The sequence below is a fragment of the Rudanella lutea DSM 19387 genome, from assembly GCF_000383955.1.
Lineage (GTDB): Bacteria > Bacteroidota > Bacteroidia > Cytophagales > Spirosomataceae > Rudanella > Rudanella lutea.
In genome coordinates this window covers 4597033-4614339 of the sequence record NZ_KB913013.1, presented here as the reverse complement: position 1 = coordinate 4614339, position 17307 = coordinate 4597033, and the positions used below count along the sequence as shown (strand labels likewise).

At 53.4% G+C, this 17307-nt stretch carries 14 protein-coding genes; 6 read left to right on the top strand and 8 right to left on the bottom strand.

What is annotated here, in order from left to right; translation table 11 throughout:
- Window positions 1-3: 3 nt before the first annotated feature.
- Window positions 4-1299, bottom strand: coding sequence for an aminopeptidase P N-terminal domain-containing protein (locus RUDLU_RS0119075; RefSeq protein ID WP_019990020.1), 1296 nt, complete (start codon window positions 1297-1299; stop codon window positions 4-6).
- A 203-nt stretch (window positions 1300-1502) separates the two neighbouring features.
- Here RUDLU_RS0119075 and RUDLU_RS0119070 point away from each other — a divergent pair, with 203 nt between their 5' ends.
- Entirely contained in the window at window positions 1503-3053 is a 1551-nt protein-coding gene (locus tag RUDLU_RS0119070; RefSeq protein ID WP_019990019.1) for a S8 family serine peptidase, read from the top strand.
- Between the two features lie 109 nt (window positions 3054-3162).
- Here RUDLU_RS0119070 and rfaD read toward each other — a convergent pair whose 3' ends face one another.
- A complete protein-coding gene (gene rfaD / locus RUDLU_RS0119065; RefSeq protein ID WP_019990018.1) occupies window positions 3163-4128 on the bottom strand; it encodes an ADP-glyceromanno-heptose 6-epimerase in 966 nt (321 codons plus the stop codon).
- 286 nt (window positions 4129-4414) lie between these two features.
- Between rfaD and RUDLU_RS0119060 the strand changes: the two genes are divergently transcribed.
- The 3 genes from RUDLU_RS0119060 (at window position 4415) to RUDLU_RS0119050 (ending at window position 6452) form a co-directional block, all read left to right on the top strand.
- Window positions 4415-4831 (top strand): 6-carboxytetrahydropterin synthase QueD, encoded by a 417-nt coding sequence (locus RUDLU_RS0119060; protein WP_019990017.1) that lies wholly within the window; start codon window positions 4415-4417, stop codon window positions 4829-4831.
- A gap of 72 nt (window positions 4832-4903) precedes the next feature.
- A complete protein-coding gene (gene lpxB / locus RUDLU_RS0119055) occupies window positions 4904-6040 on the top strand; it encodes a lipid-A-disaccharide synthase (protein WP_027303213.1) in 1137 nt (378 codons plus the stop codon).
- The gene (locus RUDLU_RS0119050; RefSeq protein WP_019990015.1) at window positions 6021-6452 is read left to right on the top strand and encodes a GNAT family N-acetyltransferase; all 432 of its coding nucleotides are present in this window, start codon (window positions 6021-6023) and stop codon (window positions 6450-6452) included. The genes lpxB and RUDLU_RS0119050 overlap by 20 nt, the downstream gene beginning before the upstream one ends.
- Window positions 6453-6593: 141 nt before the next feature.
- Here RUDLU_RS0119050 and RUDLU_RS0119045 read toward each other — a convergent pair whose 3' ends face one another.
- From RUDLU_RS0119045 to hisB, 4 genes are all read right to left on the bottom strand, one after another.
- Complete coding sequence (locus RUDLU_RS0119045; protein WP_019990014.1) at window positions 6594-7937, bottom strand: Gfo/Idh/MocA family protein; 1344 nt, start codon at window positions 7935-7937, stop codon at window positions 6594-6596.
- Window positions 7938-8019: 82 nt separating this feature from the next.
- Complete coding sequence (locus RUDLU_RS0119040) at window positions 8020-8883, bottom strand: sugar phosphate isomerase/epimerase family protein (protein WP_019990013.1); 864 nt, start codon at window positions 8881-8883, stop codon at window positions 8020-8022.
- A 232-nt stretch (window positions 8884-9115) separates the two neighbouring features.
- Window positions 9116-9685, bottom strand: a complete 570-nt coding sequence (locus RUDLU_RS0119035; protein WP_019990012.1) for a 1-acyl-sn-glycerol-3-phosphate acyltransferase — start codon at window positions 9683-9685, stop codon at window positions 9116-9118.
- 314 nt (window positions 9686-9999) lie between these two features.
- Window positions 10000-11151, bottom strand: coding sequence for a bifunctional histidinol-phosphatase/imidazoleglycerol-phosphate dehydratase HisB (gene hisB, locus RUDLU_RS0119025; RefSeq protein WP_019990010.1), 1152 nt, complete (start codon window positions 11149-11151; stop codon window positions 10000-10002).
- Between the two features lie 276 nt (window positions 11152-11427).
- Between hisB and RUDLU_RS0119020 the strand changes: the two genes are divergently transcribed.
- Window positions 11428-12429 (top strand): NYN domain-containing protein, encoded by a 1002-nt coding sequence (locus RUDLU_RS0119020; protein WP_019990009.1) that lies wholly within the window; start codon window positions 11428-11430, stop codon window positions 12427-12429.
- A gap of 457 nt (window positions 12430-12886) precedes the next feature.
- Window positions 12887-15016 carry a DEAD/DEAH box helicase gene (locus RUDLU_RS0119015; protein WP_019990008.1) on the top strand — a complete coding sequence of 710 codons (2130 nt, stop codon included), beginning with the start codon at window positions 12887-12889 and terminating at the stop codon, window positions 15014-15016.
- A gap of 75 nt (window positions 15017-15091) precedes the next feature.
- On the opposite strand, the gene RUDLU_RS0119010 is transcribed toward RUDLU_RS0119015, so the two are convergent.
- Together RUDLU_RS0119010 and RUDLU_RS0119005 are read right to left on the bottom strand one after the other, a co-directional pair.
- Window positions 15092-16444 carry a monooxygenase gene (locus tag RUDLU_RS0119010; RefSeq protein ID WP_027303212.1) on the bottom strand — a complete coding sequence of 451 codons (1353 nt, stop codon included), beginning with the start codon at window positions 16442-16444 and terminating at the stop codon, window positions 15092-15094.
- Between the two features lie 92 nt (window positions 16445-16536).
- Window positions 16537-17307 carry an O-methyltransferase gene (locus tag RUDLU_RS0119005; RefSeq protein WP_019990006.1) on the bottom strand — a complete coding sequence of 257 codons (771 nt, stop codon included), beginning with the start codon at window positions 17305-17307 and terminating at the stop codon, window positions 16537-16539.

The window sequence follows — 17307 nt, the reverse complement described above, 5'->3', positions numbered from 1 at the left end:
GTATCAGGCATTCATCAGCGTTTCGATCTCGTCAGCTTCTACCGGTATCTGCGCCATCAGGTCGAGGTTTCCGTCTTCTGTGATGAGAATATTATTCTCCAGACGAATTCCTAACCCCTCTTCCCGGATGTAAATGCCCGGCTCGCAGGTAAATACCATACCCGGCTCAAACCGGCGGTATTTATTCCCCACATCGTGCACATCGAGCCCAAGGAAGTGCGACGTACCGTGCATAAAATATTTTTTGTACAGCGGTGCCTCAGGGTCTTGTTTAGCCACCTCATTTTTATCAAGAAGTCCCAACCCAATCAGTTCCGACTCCATAATCTTGCCTACTTCGCGGTGGTACTCGTCCCAAAGGTTACCCGGCCGTAACATCTGAGTGGCCTCACGCATCACGCGCAACACGGCGTCGTACACGGCCCGCTGCCGGGGGGTAAAGCGACCGTTCACCGGAATGCTCCGGGTCATGTCGGCATTGTAGTTGGCATATTCGGCCCCAATATCGAGCAGAATCACGTCGCCATCCTGGCACTGTGCGCTGTTGTCGATATAGTGCAGCACGCAGGCATTGGCCCCCGAAGCAATAATAGGCGTATAGGCCGCCCCCCGCGACCGGTGCCGCAGAAACTCGTGCATCATTTCGGCTTCGATTTCGTATTCCCACACACCGGGCTTTACAAACCGGAGCAACCGCCGGAACATGGTATCGGTGATATGAATAGCCCGGTTCAGGAGCTCCACCTCCTGCGGTAGTTTGATGGCCCGCAGATGGTGCATGAGCGGAGCCACGCGCTCCAGCGTATGCAGGGGAAACTGTTGCCGAAACCAATCAATAAACCGGGCATCGCGCGTTTGAACGGTTACTTCGGCACGGGTATGCTCGTTGGTGTTCAGGTACACACGTTCGGCCTCAAACACCATCTGTTTGAAAATAAGCTCGAACTGGCTCGTCCAGTAAATCGACCGCTGGGCAATGCCGCTGGTTTGCTCGGCCTCAGCCTTGGTTAGTTTGTGGCCCTCCCAAATGGCAATCAGCTCGCTCGTTTCGCGCAGAAACAAAACCTCCCGAAAGCGCTCGTCGGGATGATCGGGAAACAGCACCAGAATGGTCTCTTCCTGATCGACACCGGTCAGGTAGAACAGATCATTATTTTGCCGAAAGCCCATCGTCCCGTCGGCATTGGTCGGCATAATGTCGTTGGCATTGAAAATCGCCAGCGATTTGGGTTTGAGCAGCCCTGCCAGCCGCTGCCGATTGGTAGTAAATAAGGTGTTGTTGATTGGTTCGTAACGCATGGAAACGATGCTGGATACAGGGTCAGGCCTGCTAGTGGCTGACGGGCAATCCGATGATATATCTCCCCGTGAAATGCCCAGAAACTAACATAGTCTGCCCTTTTGTTAAGTTTGCAAAGAAAACCATTGTCGGTGAAGTTATCTAACCGACGGGGTAGTTTACGCACACCCCTTCTTTATACCAATATCTTAACCTGGAAACCATGACGCAACGCATCGTACTGTGGCTGTTGCTTTGGCCCGCCCTTTGTTGGGCTACCCCTACCAAGCCAGAGCCAGCTAAATACTGGATTATTTTCAAGGATAAAGATCCATCGGCGGCTCCCGCCCTATCGCCCGGTACGTTGCACAGCCGACAGCTACGCGGCCTCCCCGTTGATGATACCGACCGGCCGCTCTCGGCCAATTACCTTGCCCAGCTCCGGCAAACTGGCGTTACGCCCCTGTGCCGGTCGCGCTGGTTCAATGCGGTATCGGCGCAACTTAGCCCGGCACATGTAGCCCAGGTAAAGCAGCTCTCGTTTGTGAAAGAACTGATTCCGATTGACCGCCACCTGGTGGTTACGGGCCTGCCCGACGCCGACCTGACCCGCCCGCAACTAGCACCGGTCATGAATCAGATTCAGGCAAACGAGTTTGCCGCGGCTGGCCTTACGGGCCGGTTTGTGAAAGTGGGCGTCTTGGATGCCGGCTTTTTTGGGGCCGACTCCGCTGCCGCGCTCAAACACCTGTTTGTGCGCAATGGCGTGCGCACCGTGCGCGATTACGTAAACGCCAAAAAGACGAAAAACGACCTGTTTCATAATCTGGAAAGCATGTCTGATTTTCACGGCACCGAAGTAATGGCCGCTATTGCCGGCCTCGACCCCGCCGAGAATATCCAGTACGGCCTGGCTACCGACGCTACGTTCTATTTGGCCCGCACCGATCAGGGCAACCGCGAGTTTCGGGGCGAAGAAGACAACTGGGTTCAGGCGATCGAATGGCTCGACAGTCTCGGCGTACGGCTGGTGAATACCTCACTGGGCTACGCCCGTGGGTTTACCGACCCCAAAGAAAACTACGAACCTAAGCAGATGGACGGCCACACGAGTGTCATCAGCCGGGCTGCCCAAATGGCCGCCGATAAGAAGGGCATGCTCATTGTGGTCTCGGCCGGTAACGAGGGCGACGACCGCAGCTGGCGCATTATCAGCACCCCGGCCGATGCACAGGGCGTACTGGCCGTTGGGGCTACCAACTCGCGCCTTTGGAACCGCATTGGGTACAGCAGCATTGGCCCCGAAAGCCTGCCTTACCTGAAACCAAACGTATCGTGTTTTTCGCTGTATGGGACATCGCTATCGGCACCGGTCATCACGGGCTTTGCGGCCTGTATCATGCAGGCCAACCCTAGGCTTACCAACCGCGAGGTTATTGAGCTGATCGAAAAATCGTCGCACCTGTACCCTTACGGCAACAATTTTGTGGGCTACGGCGTACCACAAGCCTCGCGCGTGCTGGCTATGCTGCGCAAACAACCGCTATCGGCAACGGCCCGGTCGGTGAATGCGTCGGGCAAATCGGTCAGCCTGCCCCTAGGTTTGAATGACAAGGAAACGGTTTCTATTTTCCGCAAGAAAGACGAAACCCATGTTATTCAGCAGGAAGCCCTGAAGGTGAGCAACGGAAAGCTGCTCATCAAGCGGGTCAATGGCGAAGCCCGCACCACCGTCGATCTGAAAAAAGAAGTGATCGAAGTGATTTGGGACTAAACGTCTTACAGGCTATAAACAGCAGAACGATGGCGGCCCGCTTTTGACCCTTCTGAAAGGTTAAAAGCGGGCCGCCATCGTTGCGTTATCTAACGTCTGCTTGTCTCTTTCAAAGATACCGCTTGCCGTGCAGGTAGTTTTGCACGTAATCGCTGATGCCGTCTTCGAGCGAATGAAACGGCTTGTCGTATCCAATAGAGCGTAGCTTGGCCATATTGGCCTGCGTGAAATACTGGTACTTGTCGCGAATATCAGTGGGGGTATCGATAAAGTCGATGTTTGGGTCGCGGTCCATGGCCGCAAAGGTGGCGTTGGCCAAATCGAGGAATGTGCGGGCCTTGCCGCTACCGAGGTTATAAATACCGGAGTTACGCCGGTGGTGCATCAGAAACAAACACACCTCTACTACATCTTTCACGTACACAAAGTCGCGCATCTGCTCACCGTCTTTAAAGTCGGGGTGGTGCGAGCGGAAGAGCTTCATACCACCCGTTTGGCAGATCTGATTGTAGGCATGGAAAATAACCGATGCCATCCGGCCTTTGTGGTACTCGTTGGGGCCGTACACGTTGAAAAACTTCAGACCGGCCCAGAAAAACGGTTTTCGCTCCTGCTCAAGCGCCCAGATATCGAACTCATTTTTCGACTCTCCGTAGGGGTTAAGCGGGCGGAGCTGCGGAATCACCGATTCGTTGTCGTCGTATCCTAACTCCCCCAGACCATAGGTAGCCGCCGATGAAGCATAGACGAGCGGAATCTGGTAGTCAATACATTTTTGCCAAATCTTCTTGGAGTACTCGACATTGAGGTGGGCGAAGATTTCGTAGTTAAACTCCGTGGTATCGGTACGGGCCCCAATGTGAAAGATAAACTCAATCTCCTGGTAGTTAGCCTCCAGCCAGTCGAACAGCTCTTCACGGTCGACACGCTCCTGAATGCGTTTGTCCGCTAAGTTAGCTGCCTTCTCCGGGTGAGAAAAGTCATCAACGGCGACAATAAAATTGAAGTTTTCTTCATTCAACTTATTGATTAAACAACTGCCAATGAACCCGGCAGCCCCCGTTACAACAATCATATTCAGTAAATCTAAAGCGTATAGTGGCTATTGATTAAATCAGAAGGCGTGATTAGGCAAAAAGTGGCCCAAAGGTAGGGTGTATGCAAACAGAAACCTATACCTTATTTAAGGGAAAAATATAACTTTTTCAATACCAAAGAAAGGCAATGTGATGCTACAGAGCCGATTAACCCTATCTAAGCGTACAGGCTAACTGCATTTTTTTAGGACTTCGTAAAGTTGTACCTTTGCCGCTTTTACAGTGGGCGTTGTCTGGAAAAACCGCCCTTAACAAACCAGAATAATGGTATACATTAGCCGAACAGAACACTTCAACGCGGCCCACCGGCTCTTCAACCCGAACTGGTCCGACGAAAAGAATAAAGAAGTTTTTGGCCCCTGCGCCAACTACAACTGGCACGGGCACAACTTCGAACTGATTGTCACGGTCAAAGGTGAGCCCGACCCCGATACAGGCTTCGTAATCGACCTGAAAGTACTGGGCGATATGATCAAACGGGAAATCATCGATCTGGTCGATCATAAAAATCTGAACCTCGATGTACCCTTTATGCAGGGGAAAATGGCGAGCTGCGAGATCTTTGTGATGGAAATCTGGAAAATACTCGAACGCGCCCTGGCGGAGGTTTCGGAGGCCCGGCTGCATCAGATTCGGCTGATCGAGACACCCAAAAACTTAGTAGATTACTACGGAGAGTAAAAAGTAGCAGTAAGCAGCAGCAGTAGGTAGTTGTGCTGCTCACTGCCACTGCCCATTGCCACTACCGACACTATGCGTTACTACTTCATAGCCGGCGAACGCTCCGGCGACCTCCACGGGGGCAACCTGATCCGGTCGATACGGCAGCATGACCCCGACGCTCAGTGCCGGGCTTACGGCGGAGAACAGATGCAGGAGGCCGGGGCTACGCTGGTCCGTCATTATCGGCAGATGGCCTTCATGGGCTTTATCGAAGTAGCCAAAAACCTCGGCACTATCCGCCGGATCATGCGCGAGTGTCAGGCCGATTTGCTGGCCAACCGTCCTGACGTTCTGGTCTTGATCGATTATGCCGGTTTTAATCTGCGCATGGCCCGGTTTGCCAAAAAACACGGCATTCCGGTTTTCTATTACATCTCTCCGAAAGTCTGGGCCTGGAATCAGAAACGCGCCCTCACCATCAAAGCCCTCGTCGACCGGCTGTTTGTGATCTTCCCGTTTGAGGTCGACTTTTTTAAACAGTACGATTACGAGGTCGAATACGTGGGCAATCCGCTCATGGATGCGCTCACGGCTTTTCGTCCGAACCCCAACTTTGCCATTGGGCCACGCCATCTGGGTCGGCCGGTAGTGGCCTTGCTCCCCGGAAGCCGCAAACAGGAAGTCGAAAATATGTTGCCCGTAATGCTCGAAGCCTCGCGGCAGTTTACCGGGTATCAGTTTGCCGTGGGCACCGTCGATAACCTTCCCAGGGCGCTCTACGATCGTCTGCTGGCCAATTATCCCGATGTAAAGCGGGTAGAAGATGCCGCTTACGACCTGCTGCACGTTGCCGAAGCCGCGCTGGTTACCTCAGGCACGGCAACGCTCGAAACCGCCCTGCTCAACGTGCCCGAAGTGGTTCTGTATAAAACCCCGCGCTGGTGGTACGAAATCGGCAAGCGGATTCTGGCGGTCCCGTACCTGTCGCTGGTGAATCTGATTGCGGGTAGGCTGGTGGTTCACGAACTGATTTACGATTGTACCCCCACCCGCGTTGCCGACGAACTGCGGGCTATTCTGGTGGGCGGCAAACGCCGGGACGCCATGCTCCGCGATTACGCCGAGGTGCAGCAAAAAGTAGGTGGCCCCGGTGCCTCTGAGCGGGCTGGTAAACGCATGGTCGAACTGGTTAAATCGTACGCAACGCATGGCCAACCTAACGCTTAAACCCATAGCGGCCGAGGATACGCTCGCCCTTCGCCACTCGGTACTGTGGCCCGACAAACCGTTTGACTACGTGCGGCTCCCCGACGATGAGGATGGCTTTCACCTAGGCGGCTTCGTCGACGGTGAGTTGGTTTCGGTCATTTCGCTGTTCATCACCGAGGGAGACGAGACCACACCCCGCATGGCCCGGTTTCGCAAATTTGCTACGGCCCCGGCTCATCAGGGACGCGGCATTGGCACCCAATTGCTCAACCACGTGATCGAACAGGCCCGGCACCGAGGGGCAACCCATATCTGGTGCGATGCCCGCCTGACAGCCGCCGGATTTTACGAGCGGTTCGGGATGCGAGCCGAAGGCGACGTCTTTCACAAAGGCCCGATTCCCTACAGCCGCTTCGGCATGCCGCTGTGAGGGCGTTTATCCTTTGTTGTTTATAGTTTTTGGTGGTCAACGGTACGGTTTCTGGCTTTCTGAAGAGCCGAAGATGACCAGCATACAGAAAACGAAAAGGCGGGCACTCGGCCCGCCTTTTCGTTTTCTGTATGCATTCGTTTACATCGGAGGCTCCCAACCTTTGTGATACTCCCGGCTCCACAGTTTCATCGCTTCCCGATCGCGGATGTGGCCGTTTTTGGGGTCTACGTCGAACGATTTTTTTGTGCGGTAGCTAATGTTGGCTAAGTGGCTGAGTAACGTACTCTTGGCTCCCTCGTCAATAGGCGACGCCTGTTTTTCCTTACCCCGAATGGCTTCAAAGAAGTTGACAACGTGACGGGTCGTCATGTCGCCACCGCCACCCAGAGCCGTGCCAGCCTCATTGCCTTTGGCTTTGCTGTCTTTGATGAGCTTACCCTCGCGGCTAAACAGTTTATAGCCATTCCGGTCAACATATACGCTACCATTGCTGCCGTAAATTACCGTCCCCCGATCGCTGCCGTAAGTCAGGTAGCCATTGCGGCTCTTGCCATCCCATTTGATGATCTTGTCGCCGGGGAACCGGAAGGTAGCGTCCATCGTGTCGTACATCGTCCAGCCGTCGTTCAGGAAATGACGCTTGGCTGCTTCCACGCTCACGTGCTCTGGAAAGTCGACCTGCAACGCCCAGCGGGCAACGTCGAGTTCGTGAGTAGCATTGTTGCCACTTTCGGCGGTACCATACAGCCAGTCGTACCAGTGCCAGTTATAGTCCCAAGTATCGTGCATGTAGGGCGTACGCGGGGCTGGTCCCTGAAACAAATCCCAATCCAGGCCATCGGGTACAGGTGCGGCTTTCGGAACTGGCACCTCGCCCCGGTTGGCAATGTAAAAGGCTACTGCTTTATAAGGCGTACCGATAGCGCCGTTGTGAATCTGACCGATGATGTCGATTGACTCAACCGCCGACCGCTGCTGATTGCCCATCTGAATCACCTTACCGTATTTGCGCTGGCATTCGGCCAGAATCTCGCCCTCGCGGGGGCTATGGCTACAGGGTTTCTCTACGTACACGTGCTTACCCGCCTGTACAGCCATCCAGGTGCCGGGGGCATGCCAGTGGTCGGGGGTTGCGTTGAACAGGGCGTCGACGTTTTTATCGGCAATCACCTTCCGAATGTCGTTTTCGAGTTTCGGTTTGTAGTCGATAAACTTCGAAAACTTCTGCGCGCCCGACTCCCGCTGCTTTTTCATCACATCGCAGAGGTACACCAACTCCACGTTGCTGCTTTTGAGGCCAATTGGTTCGTAGTAGGCCCCTAACCGGCGGCCCAACCCGGCAATAGCCACGTTGATACGCTCGTTGGCCCCGATGATTTTGGCGTAACTCTTGGCCGACATACCGTTGGCCAGCCCCCCAACCGCCAGTCCGGCCGTGCTGAGGGCAGCTTTCTTTATAAACTCTCTTCTTGAACCTTCCATTAATATCAGATACACTTAAGGGAATGAATCGCTTGCCCCGCCCGGTCTGAACACCCCGTACGTGGGTTCACTTGTGGGGTAATCAGGATTTACGTTTGCCCGAACGCGTCGCTTCGCAAACGCCCCGGAAATAGCCTACCGACTCAGCAATACCAGCCAGCGGGTCTTTCATGTCTTTCTCATATTCAAGACTGCACGAACCAGAATACCCCACTTTCCGCAAAGCCTGTACGAAAGCGGGCACATCGATCACCCCCCGGCCCAGCTCGCAGGTTTTGCCTTCTTTCGAGGCAGCCGTTACGTTTTTGAGGTGAATATCGAAGATACGTTTCGTATACGTTTGCAGGTCAGCCACGGGGTCGTCGCCGTTGCGTCGGTCATGCCCCATATCGAAGCAGAACCCAATGCGTGAATCCAGATTTTTAATCTCGTTCCAAATCGAAACGGCATTGGGATACAACGCTATATCGGGGCCGTGATTGTGGATGGCAAAGCGCATATCATACTCTTTCACCTTCTTATCCACGTACGGCAGAAACTCAGTGTTGGGCACGCCAATTATCAGCTTCACCCCCACCCGCTTGGCATAGTCGAAGGCCCGGTCTACCTCAGCCTCGCTTTTCATATAAATTGGCCCAACGGCATATCCCGTCACATTCGACTCTTTCAGCTTGGCATGAAAGGCTTCAATTTGTTCGGCGGTACTGTTGAGCGGCAGGTGAAAGTCTTTGATACACAGGTAACGAACATCCACTTTGCGCATCATTTCGAGCGCCTGATCGAGCTTGAAGTGAACGAAGGTATAGCCCGCCATGCCTAATTTGAACAGATCTGTATCGGGGGCAGCGGTTGTCTCGGGAGCATGGGCAGATGCGATCACGGGGCTCATACCCGCAGCGGCCAGATAACCACCTGTGCTCTTAAGAAAGGTCCTACGTGTTGTCATGGGCAGTAAGTAATCCTGTGTTTGATGACTAATCCGCCTATTTAAGTTCGTAGCAACCTGTTTATACCCAAGTGTACCGCTAAGTTTCGGCATTTGCCGTCCGTAACTACCCACATGGGCAGTTTAAGAATGGGGCAATGACGACCTGTAGCCGTATCCAACAGGGTCAGCAAATACCTTTTAGCGAGAAACTGTATCTGAAAGAGAATAGAGAATGGGACGGATTAGCCGCCTACATCACGCCGGTAGCTTCCCAGCGTTTGAGCCAGGTTTTTTTCTTGCCCGGCACCTTGCTGAAGAATTCGTAGAAGGGCAGCATGTCCTGCTCGTAATTGCCCGTTACGTAGAGGGGTTCGCTCAGAATAACCCGGCGGTTGGTCCAGTCGAATCCGGTCAGGATCAAGGGCACATTGGCCTTGAGAGCCATATAGTAAAAGCCGGTTTTGAGCTTTTCGACATCGCTGCGGGTGCCTTCGGGCGCAATGCAGATATGTAGTTGGTCGGCTTTGTTGAGCACATCGGCTACGGCATCGACCATATTGCGCGACTTATCGCGGTACACAGGCCGCCCGCCGAGGGCACGGAACAGCCAGCCAGCATACCAGGTAAAAAGCGAACTTTTGGCCAGGTACTCAATCCAGATATGGATGGTAGGCCGTACGCCCAACCCAATAGGAAAGTCCCAGTTGGTTGTATGCGGAGCTACTACCCAAATTGCTTTGGGCAGATGATGGGGAACCGGGCCGACAACCCGCCAGCCGTACACCGAAACAAATAACCAACGGGCAATAGCACCGAGCATAGGTGGGAGTACATTGAACTACAGACACCAAAGACTGATCGAGCTATGGCCAGGCGGCCAACTCCATCAGTCTTTAATGTCTGTAACCCTGATTAATATTTCCGCTCTTTGCTTACCAGCCAGCGCCCCGTAATGTACGACGCTGCCAACAGAATTACATAGAACAGAAGTGTACCGATTGTTGAAAAATCCATTGTCAGAAACAGGTTGTTTTTTGGTACGACAAAATTAAGCCGAGACATTGGACTTTAACTATGGGTTGTCCGACTTTTTTACCGAACCCCAGCCCAATCGCTTTCGTCCAATCCCCTGCCCTACAGCACTCCTTTTGTGCTGGGCAGGTTGTTTAGCTCGTTTATATCCCGCCGAACCGCCATTTTGATCGCTTTGGCAAATGCCTTAAACACAGCCTCAATTTTATGGTGTTCATTATCCCCCTCTACCTTGATATTGAGGTTACACTGGGCAGTATCGCTGAATGACTTGAAAAAGTGGAAAAACATTTCGGTCGGCATTTCCCCAATTTTCTCCCGCCGAAACTCCGCATCCCACACAATCCAGGGCCGTCCCGAAAAGTCGATCGCTACCTGCGCCAGGGCCTCGTCCATGGGCAAGAGGAATCCGTACCGGCTGATACCCCGCTTGTCGCCAAGAGCCTTGCGGTACGCTTCGCCCAGCGCCAGCGCCGTGTCTTCAATCGTGTGGTGTTCGTCGATGTGCAAATCGCCCTGCACCCGAATGCTTAGGTCAGCTCCTGAGTGCTTGGCCAGTTGGTCGAGCATATGGTCGAAAAAGCCAAGGCCCGTCTGCATATCGGCCCGGCCCGTTCCGTCGAGGTTTAGCTCAATCCGAATTTGGGTTTCTTTGGTGTTTCGCTCAACGGTGGCCGTGCGGGCGGGTAGCCGCAAAAATTCGTAAATGGAGTGCCAGTCGCCCGAGCTGAAAGCAATGGCATTGCGCATTTCGTCGGTCATCCCATCCACATCGGCATTGAGCACCGGCGAGGCCTCGCCCGCATTGGGCAGAAACAAGATCGCTTTAGCCCCCAAATTAATGGCCAGTTGCACATCCGTCAGCCGATCACCAATCACGTAACTATTGGCCAGGTCATATTCCCCGGTGAGGTAGTCGGTGAGCATCCCCGTGCCCGGCTTGCGGGTAGTCGAGTTGTCGCGCGGGAAGTGTTTATCAATATGAATGCTGTCGAAATGGACATTTTCGGCCGCAAAGGTCTCGAGCATCTTGTTATGTGCAGGCCAGAAGGTCTCTTCCGGGAACGAAGCCGTTCCGAGGCCATCCTGATTGGTCACCATAGCCAGTACATAATCGGTATCCTGGGCAATACGGCGCATTCCCGAAAGTACCCCCGGAATAAAGGTGAGCTTCTCTAACGAATCGACCTGCTGGTCGGGCTGCGGCTCTACAATGAGGGTGCCGTCGCGGTCGATAAACAATACAGTTCGCATGAGCGATTGAAAAAAGGCGGTTGTAAATAGCAAAGGTACAGCCCCGCATCCGGAACTGACAAAAACAAAAGCTTTTCGGGGCTTCGAACTCCTGAAACTACGCAATTATCGTCCGCATAATCTATCTTTGTACTACGTTATACAAGACAACAAGACGCAATTACACCAAAGCACCATTTCAGTTTATACTTAACCTAATTCCTTCCTCTATCCAACATTGAATTTGTACGTATTAAAGTAAACTAAGCATAGATTAACATTTCAATTAGTAACAAAATGTCAGACAATCGTAGCAAGTTGACACGTATTGGCGTGTTTTACGACGGTAATTATTTCCTACACGTAAGCAACTATTACAATTATTCTCACGAACGTCGTAGCCGTATCAGCATTTCAGGTATTCACGAGTTTATCCGGCGGCAGGTAGCCGAGGAAGAAGATACCGATGTTCGGCTATGTCAAATTGTTGATGCACATTACTTTCGGGGGCGTCTCAATGCCCACGAAGCCCATCAGCGGGGCAACCAACTGTTTTATGACCGCCTGTTCGACGATATTCTCATGTCGGAAGGGGTGGTTACGCACTATCTGCCCGTAAAAACTTATCAAGGTTACCGGCAGGAAAAAGGGATCGACGTATGGCTGGCCCTCGAAGCGTACGAGCTGGCTCTGCACAAATCATTCGACGTGGTCGTGCTGATTTCGGCCGATGGCGACTATGTACCGCTGGTGCGCAAACTGAATACCCTCGGCTCACGCGTGATGGTACTCAGCTGGGATTTCGAATTCCTTAACGACGAAGGAGAGCGCATCGTGACCCGGACCTCGCAGGACTTGCTCGAAGAGGTGTCGTACCCGATCTCGATGCACCAGGAAATTGACAATCGGATTCGCAAAAACGACCCGATTGTGCAGAATTTGTTTGTGAAGCAACAGCAAACCCGCATGAACTTTTCATCGGGCAATGCACCCACGTACGGCAACGGGCCTGTTGCCAGCAATGGGAACGCCAATAATCACAACACCTACCCCGACGAACCCAATTACAACACGGTTGATCTGGACAATGGTGAAGAACTCAAAATCAGCACGATTCGGAGTCTGAAATCGGGTTATGGGTTTATCAACTACCCACCCAACAACCTGTTCTTCCACTATACGAGTCTGGTTGGTGCCGACTTCAACGAACTGCAGGTTGATGACGAGGTTTCGTTTAAGATCGGGAAAAACGACGAAGGCAAAGATATTGCCGTAGAGGTACACCTGCTGGCCCCGTAGGGCACCTTCAGCGTGGTTTTCAGGAGGTAAGCCGGGCGCTCCCGAGCGGGCCTCCACTTAGAATAATACAAATTTAATAGGGCTAAATTTTTTATTTAGCCCTATTTTTCTTACTTTTACGCAAGTTTTCAAGCGACACTCGTCGCATTGCTTTGTCTCTCCTTTTTTATCATCGCGTAGGTAGGTCTGACAGAGCTCTCCGGGTGTTTAATGGTGGGTCATCTGTGTGGGCGCTTCTTGGATAGAAGCAACCGGTGTGGATTCGTTTGCGCGTGGGCTAATCGTTCGTCTTTGTTGTCTGCTGGCTTCCGTATATCGGAGCGTTGGGTCTTTGGGACTGGTCAGGGTAAGTAGGGCAACCGCACGGGCGGTTTCTAAAGTTTAATCTCGCATATCACGCCGACTACCGGCACTCACTTCGCTTGGATGATAATTCATCCTTATTCAGTTATTATTCATGGAAGTGAATCAAAATGAGGAGTTCCAAACTCCGCAGGAAGACGCGCCCGTAAAGGCCGCTCCTAAAAAAACCAAATCAAAAAAAGCAGTTAGCGCTGAAACATCGGTTGAAGAAACCGCTGCTGCCGACGTAGCACCGGTGGTTGAGGCCGCCGTTGAAACGGCACCGGTGGCCGACGAAGCCGAGGTAGTCGTTGAAACCGTAACGGTACAGCCCGCAGCTGCCGACAGTACCGCTCCGGTAACGCTCGAAAGCCTGCTGGTTGACCCCAAGCAGCGGACGTTTGCCCAGCTGAACCTGTCCGACGAACTGCTTCGGGCCGTGACCGACATGGGATTCACCTCGCCTTCGCCGATTCAGGCCGAAGCGATTCCGGCTATCATGACCGGTCGCGATGTGATCGGACAAGCCCAAACCGGTACGGGTAAAACCGCTGCGTTCGGTATTCCGGCCCTCGAAATTGTGGACCCAAGCGAGCGCCATGTGCAGGTGCTCATTCTGTGCCCAACCCGCGAATTGGCCCTTCAGGTAGCCGACGAAATGCGGAAGCTTTCGAAGCACAAGCGTGGCGTAAAAGTAGAGGCCATTTACGGTGGTGACTCTATTGAGCGGCAAATTCGCTCCCTCAAAAGTGGGGTTCATGTAGTAATCGGGACGCCCGGCCGCGTGATGGACCACATGGAGCGGAATACCCTGAAGCTCGACAATGTGAAGATGATGATTCTCGATGAGGCCGATGAGATGCTCGATATGGGCTTCCGCGAAGACATCGAAAGCATTCTGGAAGACATGCCCGAAGAGCGCCAGACGGTGCTGTTCTCGGCTACCATGTCGAAGCCGATCATGACCATCACGCAGCGGTTCCAGCAGGATCCGATTCTGGTGAAAGTGATTAAGAAAGAATTGACCAACACCAACATCGAGCAGGTTTACTTCGAAGTAAAACCCAAGGCGAAGGTGGAGGTAATGTGCCGTTTGATTGACACGTACGACCTGAAACTGTTGCTGGTATTTGCCAACACAAAGCGTAAGGTCGATGAAATCGTGGAAGACCTTCAGGTACGTGGCTACATGGCCGAGGGTTTGCACGGCGATTTGCGTCAGGCCCAGCGGAACAACGTAATGTCGAAGTTCCGGTCGGGTACAACCAATATTCTGGTAGCTACCGACGTAGCCGCCCGTGGTATCGACGTTGATGATGTAGACGCGGTAATCAACTTCGACATTCCGCTCGACGAAGAGTATTATGTACACCGCATTGGCCGCACAGGCCGGGCGGGTAAGTCGGGCCGGGCGTTCTCGTTTGTGAGCCGCGACGAAAAATACCGCTTCCGGGAGATCCAGAACTACACCAAAGTTCGGGTTGAGAAAGGGGTTATTCCGTCGTTTGAAGACATCGTTGGTCTCCGCAAAGCCCGGTTTATTGAGCAACTGCGCGAGTCGATTACCTCAAGCGACGACCTGCATCTGTACAGCGATATTCTGACCCAACTGCACCACGCCGGTCTGTCGACCGAGCAAGTGGTAGCCGCTCTGGTGAAACGCAGCATGGGTATCGTGAAAAATGAGTTTTCGGATCAGAACCTGGGTCTGGAAGACGACCGTCGCGAACGGCGTGACCGGGGCCGGGGTGATGACCGCTACGGCGACCGTCGTGAAGGAGGTGGCCGCTTCGGCGATCGCAACGACCGGTTCGGCGGTGACCGCAACGATCGGGGTGGCCGCTTCGGCGATCGCAACGACCGGGGTAACAGCCGCTTTGGTGACCGGAACGACCGGGGCAATAGCCGCTTTGGCGATCGGAACGAAGGCAGCTTTGGCCCACGTGATGGTGGTGGCCGCCGGGGGTATTTTGAGAAAGATAACGCCCGCCCACCCCGCGAACGCGATGCCAACATGACCCGCTTGTTTGTGAGCATTGGTCGGCGCGATTACGTGCGGCCGGGCGACATTGTCGGGGCTATTGCCGGCGAAGCCAACATTCCGGGTGGTAGCATTGGTCACATCGATATTTTCGACAAGCACACGTTTGTCGACGTACCGAGCGATATGGCTAACCGGGTTGTTGAAATCATGGACGGTAACTCCATCAAAGGTCGTCGGGTAGGCGTTGAAGTCGCCCGGTAATCTGAACACCATACAAAGCAAAAAGGCCATTCCTGCGCAGGAATGGCCTTTTTGCTTTACCAGTCCATCAATCGGCTATTCGAAATAATAGCCGAAGATGATATTCATCTCGTCTTCGCTGGTGAGGCCGAAGCCAACGGTTCGGTTGGTGTTGTTGAAATAAGTCACCTCAGAGGTAAGACCCTCCCCCGCTTTGAGAGCAATGGGCGTCGTAAAGGTTACTATCTCAGGATGCTCCCAATCGGTATTGGTGTAAATCACTTCGCCGTTCCGGGCTCCGCCTTTGATTTTGATCACAAACTTTTCGCCGAGCTTGTGCGTGTGCGACGTAAGCGCCAGAATCATGCGGGGCTTGGTATAGATAAAATCTTTGGTGATGGTTCGACGCTGACCGGCTGGCAACGAGAAGTTGGTATTTGCTTCATTCAGGGTCTTCACCACGTTGACGACCTTAGCCTTATCAACGGTATAGAGGTTCATCGACACCTCGCCGGGCAGGGGTGCTCCCGTTTTGTTTACATAGTGCGAATTCAGGTCGAGCGAGGTGTTGGCCGGAATCAGCAGTGCCGACCCCGCCGGGAACGTGTAGTCGTAGGTAGGCGTTTGCGTACCAGCCACAAAAATGTGGTTTTGCATCGATAGGTACGTGAGCAGATTAGCCGAACCATCGGGATTACGCAGGTCGCGGATTTGATCCATTGGAGGCACAAGCGCCTGATCTTTGAAGCCATAGGCCACAAAATGGTGGCTATTAGGCCGCATCTTAACCTGAATCCGATTGACATACACGTCGGTAGCATTACCCACCGACCGACGCATAAACAGCTCTCGTTCAAAATTAGGAGCCACCGAAAACTGCGGTAAATTCATCTGAAAACCCTGCTCAACGGCTGGTTTGGGAAGCACTTCAAACGGGCCGTAGGTTACGCTGGGCGTTTTATCGTCGAGCAGGCTGGCGTCTACCACACTCCCTTCGCGCGGAGCACCGGCTTCGATCCAACGCCGGACAAACTCAATCTGACCCACACTGAGCGGGTCCATACCGAGGGGCATCAGGCTACCATACTGCTTACCGCCATGATGCGCCGGGTTGGGGTCAAACTTATGAAAAAGCAGGCTTTGTGCGGCCGCAAAGGGCTTTACCCGCATCAGGCCATCGGTTTTGGCAGCACTATTCCGCGGCTGCACATTCACCAGATTGGTGTAGGCCACAGCCGCCGATAGCACCAAACCATGCTGCGCGAACGAGGGGTCTTTGTCCGACGCATGGCAACCGGCCGTAGCACAGGTGGGCGTCAGAATCCGCTCCTGCATGAGGGTAAAGCTCGACTTTTCGGTCGATGCGTTTTCGCCAGCTTCTTTACCCGTTTGGCAGGCATTGATCAGTAATGCACTGGCGGCCAACGCCGTAAACAAAACAGGACGCATAAAGTAGAGTTTAACGTTTACGGTTTAGGGTTTACGATTTAGAGTTTATCGCTACCCTGTTAGAGTGTGTAGTGTATCCGGTTGGTATTGTACTAAAAGCGAAGAACGAAGTGCTGCCGGGGTTGTTCGCGCCGGAAAAAAACCAGCCCGAGAGCAAACAAATCGACCGACACCGTCACGGCCGGATGCTCCCGAATCGTTTGCCAGGCCTGCTCCATCTCGGCCGACCAGTGAATATCATCGAAAACAAATACCGAGTCGTTGTGAATCCGCTCTAAACAAGCCGTAAAATACTGAATAGTAGGCGTATATCGGTGATTAGCATCAAAAAAAACCAGATCAACCGGTGGTAATTGTGCTAAAGCGGGGACCAGAGTCTGATCGAGGTTACCCACCACCTGCCGCACGTTGGTACATCCCAGTTGCGCAAAGGTCTGACCCGCCAGATCCGCCGTTTCGGGGCAGCCTTCAAAGGTGACCACTTGCCCCCCAACAGCCTCGGCCCCTTTGGCCAGATACGCCGTGGTAACCCCCAGCGAGGTGCCCAAATCGAGCACGGTACGGGTCTGAAAACGTTGGGTAAGTCGGTGCAGCAAGCGGCCGTATTTGTCGGCCTTGAGCGATTTTCGGGCAATAGAGCTTACCGATCGGTGATACTGTCCGGCTCCGGTACCAAAATCGGTCACGTGGATTTGCGTAGGGTTTGAGCAAAGCTGCTGCCGTACCTGCGCAATAGGCGTGTAAACAGGGGCTTCCCGGTCGTCAACACGGATGGTACGCGTGTACAGATCGTACAAAAAGGGCGAATGAAGAGAGTGCTCGTCGCGGGCCGCGAGCCAATAACGGAGGTACGCTTGAATCAA

Coding starts and splice junctions, on each gene's coding strand:
- RUDLU_RS0119075 (WP_019990020.1), bottom strand. CDS start 1,299: ATGCGTTACGAACCAATCAACAACACCTTATTTACTACCAATCGGCAG.
- RUDLU_RS0119070 (WP_019990019.1), top strand. CDS start 1,503: ATGACGCAACGCATCGTACTGTGGCTGTTGCTTTGGCCCGCCCTTTGT.
- rfaD (WP_019990018.1), bottom strand. CDS start 4,128: ATGATTGTTGTAACGGGGGCTGCCGGGTTCATTGGCAGTTGTTTAATC.
- RUDLU_RS0119060 (WP_019990017.1), top strand. CDS start 4,415: ATGGTATACATTAGCCGAACAGAACACTTCAACGCGGCCCACCGGCTC.
- lpxB (WP_027303213.1), top strand. CDS start 4,904: ATGCGTTACTACTTCATAGCCGGCGAACGCTCCGGCGACCTCCACGGG.
- RUDLU_RS0119050 (WP_019990015.1), top strand. CDS start 6,021: ATGGCCAACCTAACGCTTAAACCCATAGCGGCCGAGGATACGCTCGCC.
- RUDLU_RS0119045 (WP_019990014.1), bottom strand. CDS start 7,937: ATGGAAGGTTCAAGAAGAGAGTTTATAAAGAAAGCTGCCCTCAGCACG.
- RUDLU_RS0119040 (WP_019990013.1), bottom strand. CDS start 8,883: ATGACAACACGTAGGACCTTTCTTAAGAGCACAGGTGGTTATCTGGCC.
- RUDLU_RS0119035 (WP_019990012.1), bottom strand. CDS start 9,685: ATGCTCGGTGCTATTGCCCGTTGGTTATTTGTTTCGGTGTACGGCTGG.
- hisB (WP_019990010.1), bottom strand. CDS start 11,151: ATGCGAACTGTATTGTTTATCGACCGCGACGGCACCCTCATTGTAGAG.
- RUDLU_RS0119020 (WP_019990009.1), top strand. CDS start 11,428: ATGTCAGACAATCGTAGCAAGTTGACACGTATTGGCGTGTTTTACGAC.
- RUDLU_RS0119015 (WP_019990008.1), top strand. CDS start 12,887: ATGGAAGTGAATCAAAATGAGGAGTTCCAAACTCCGCAGGAAGACGCG.
- RUDLU_RS0119010 (WP_027303212.1), bottom strand. CDS start 16,444: ATGCGTCCTGTTTTGTTTACGGCGTTGGCCGCCAGTGCATTACTGATC.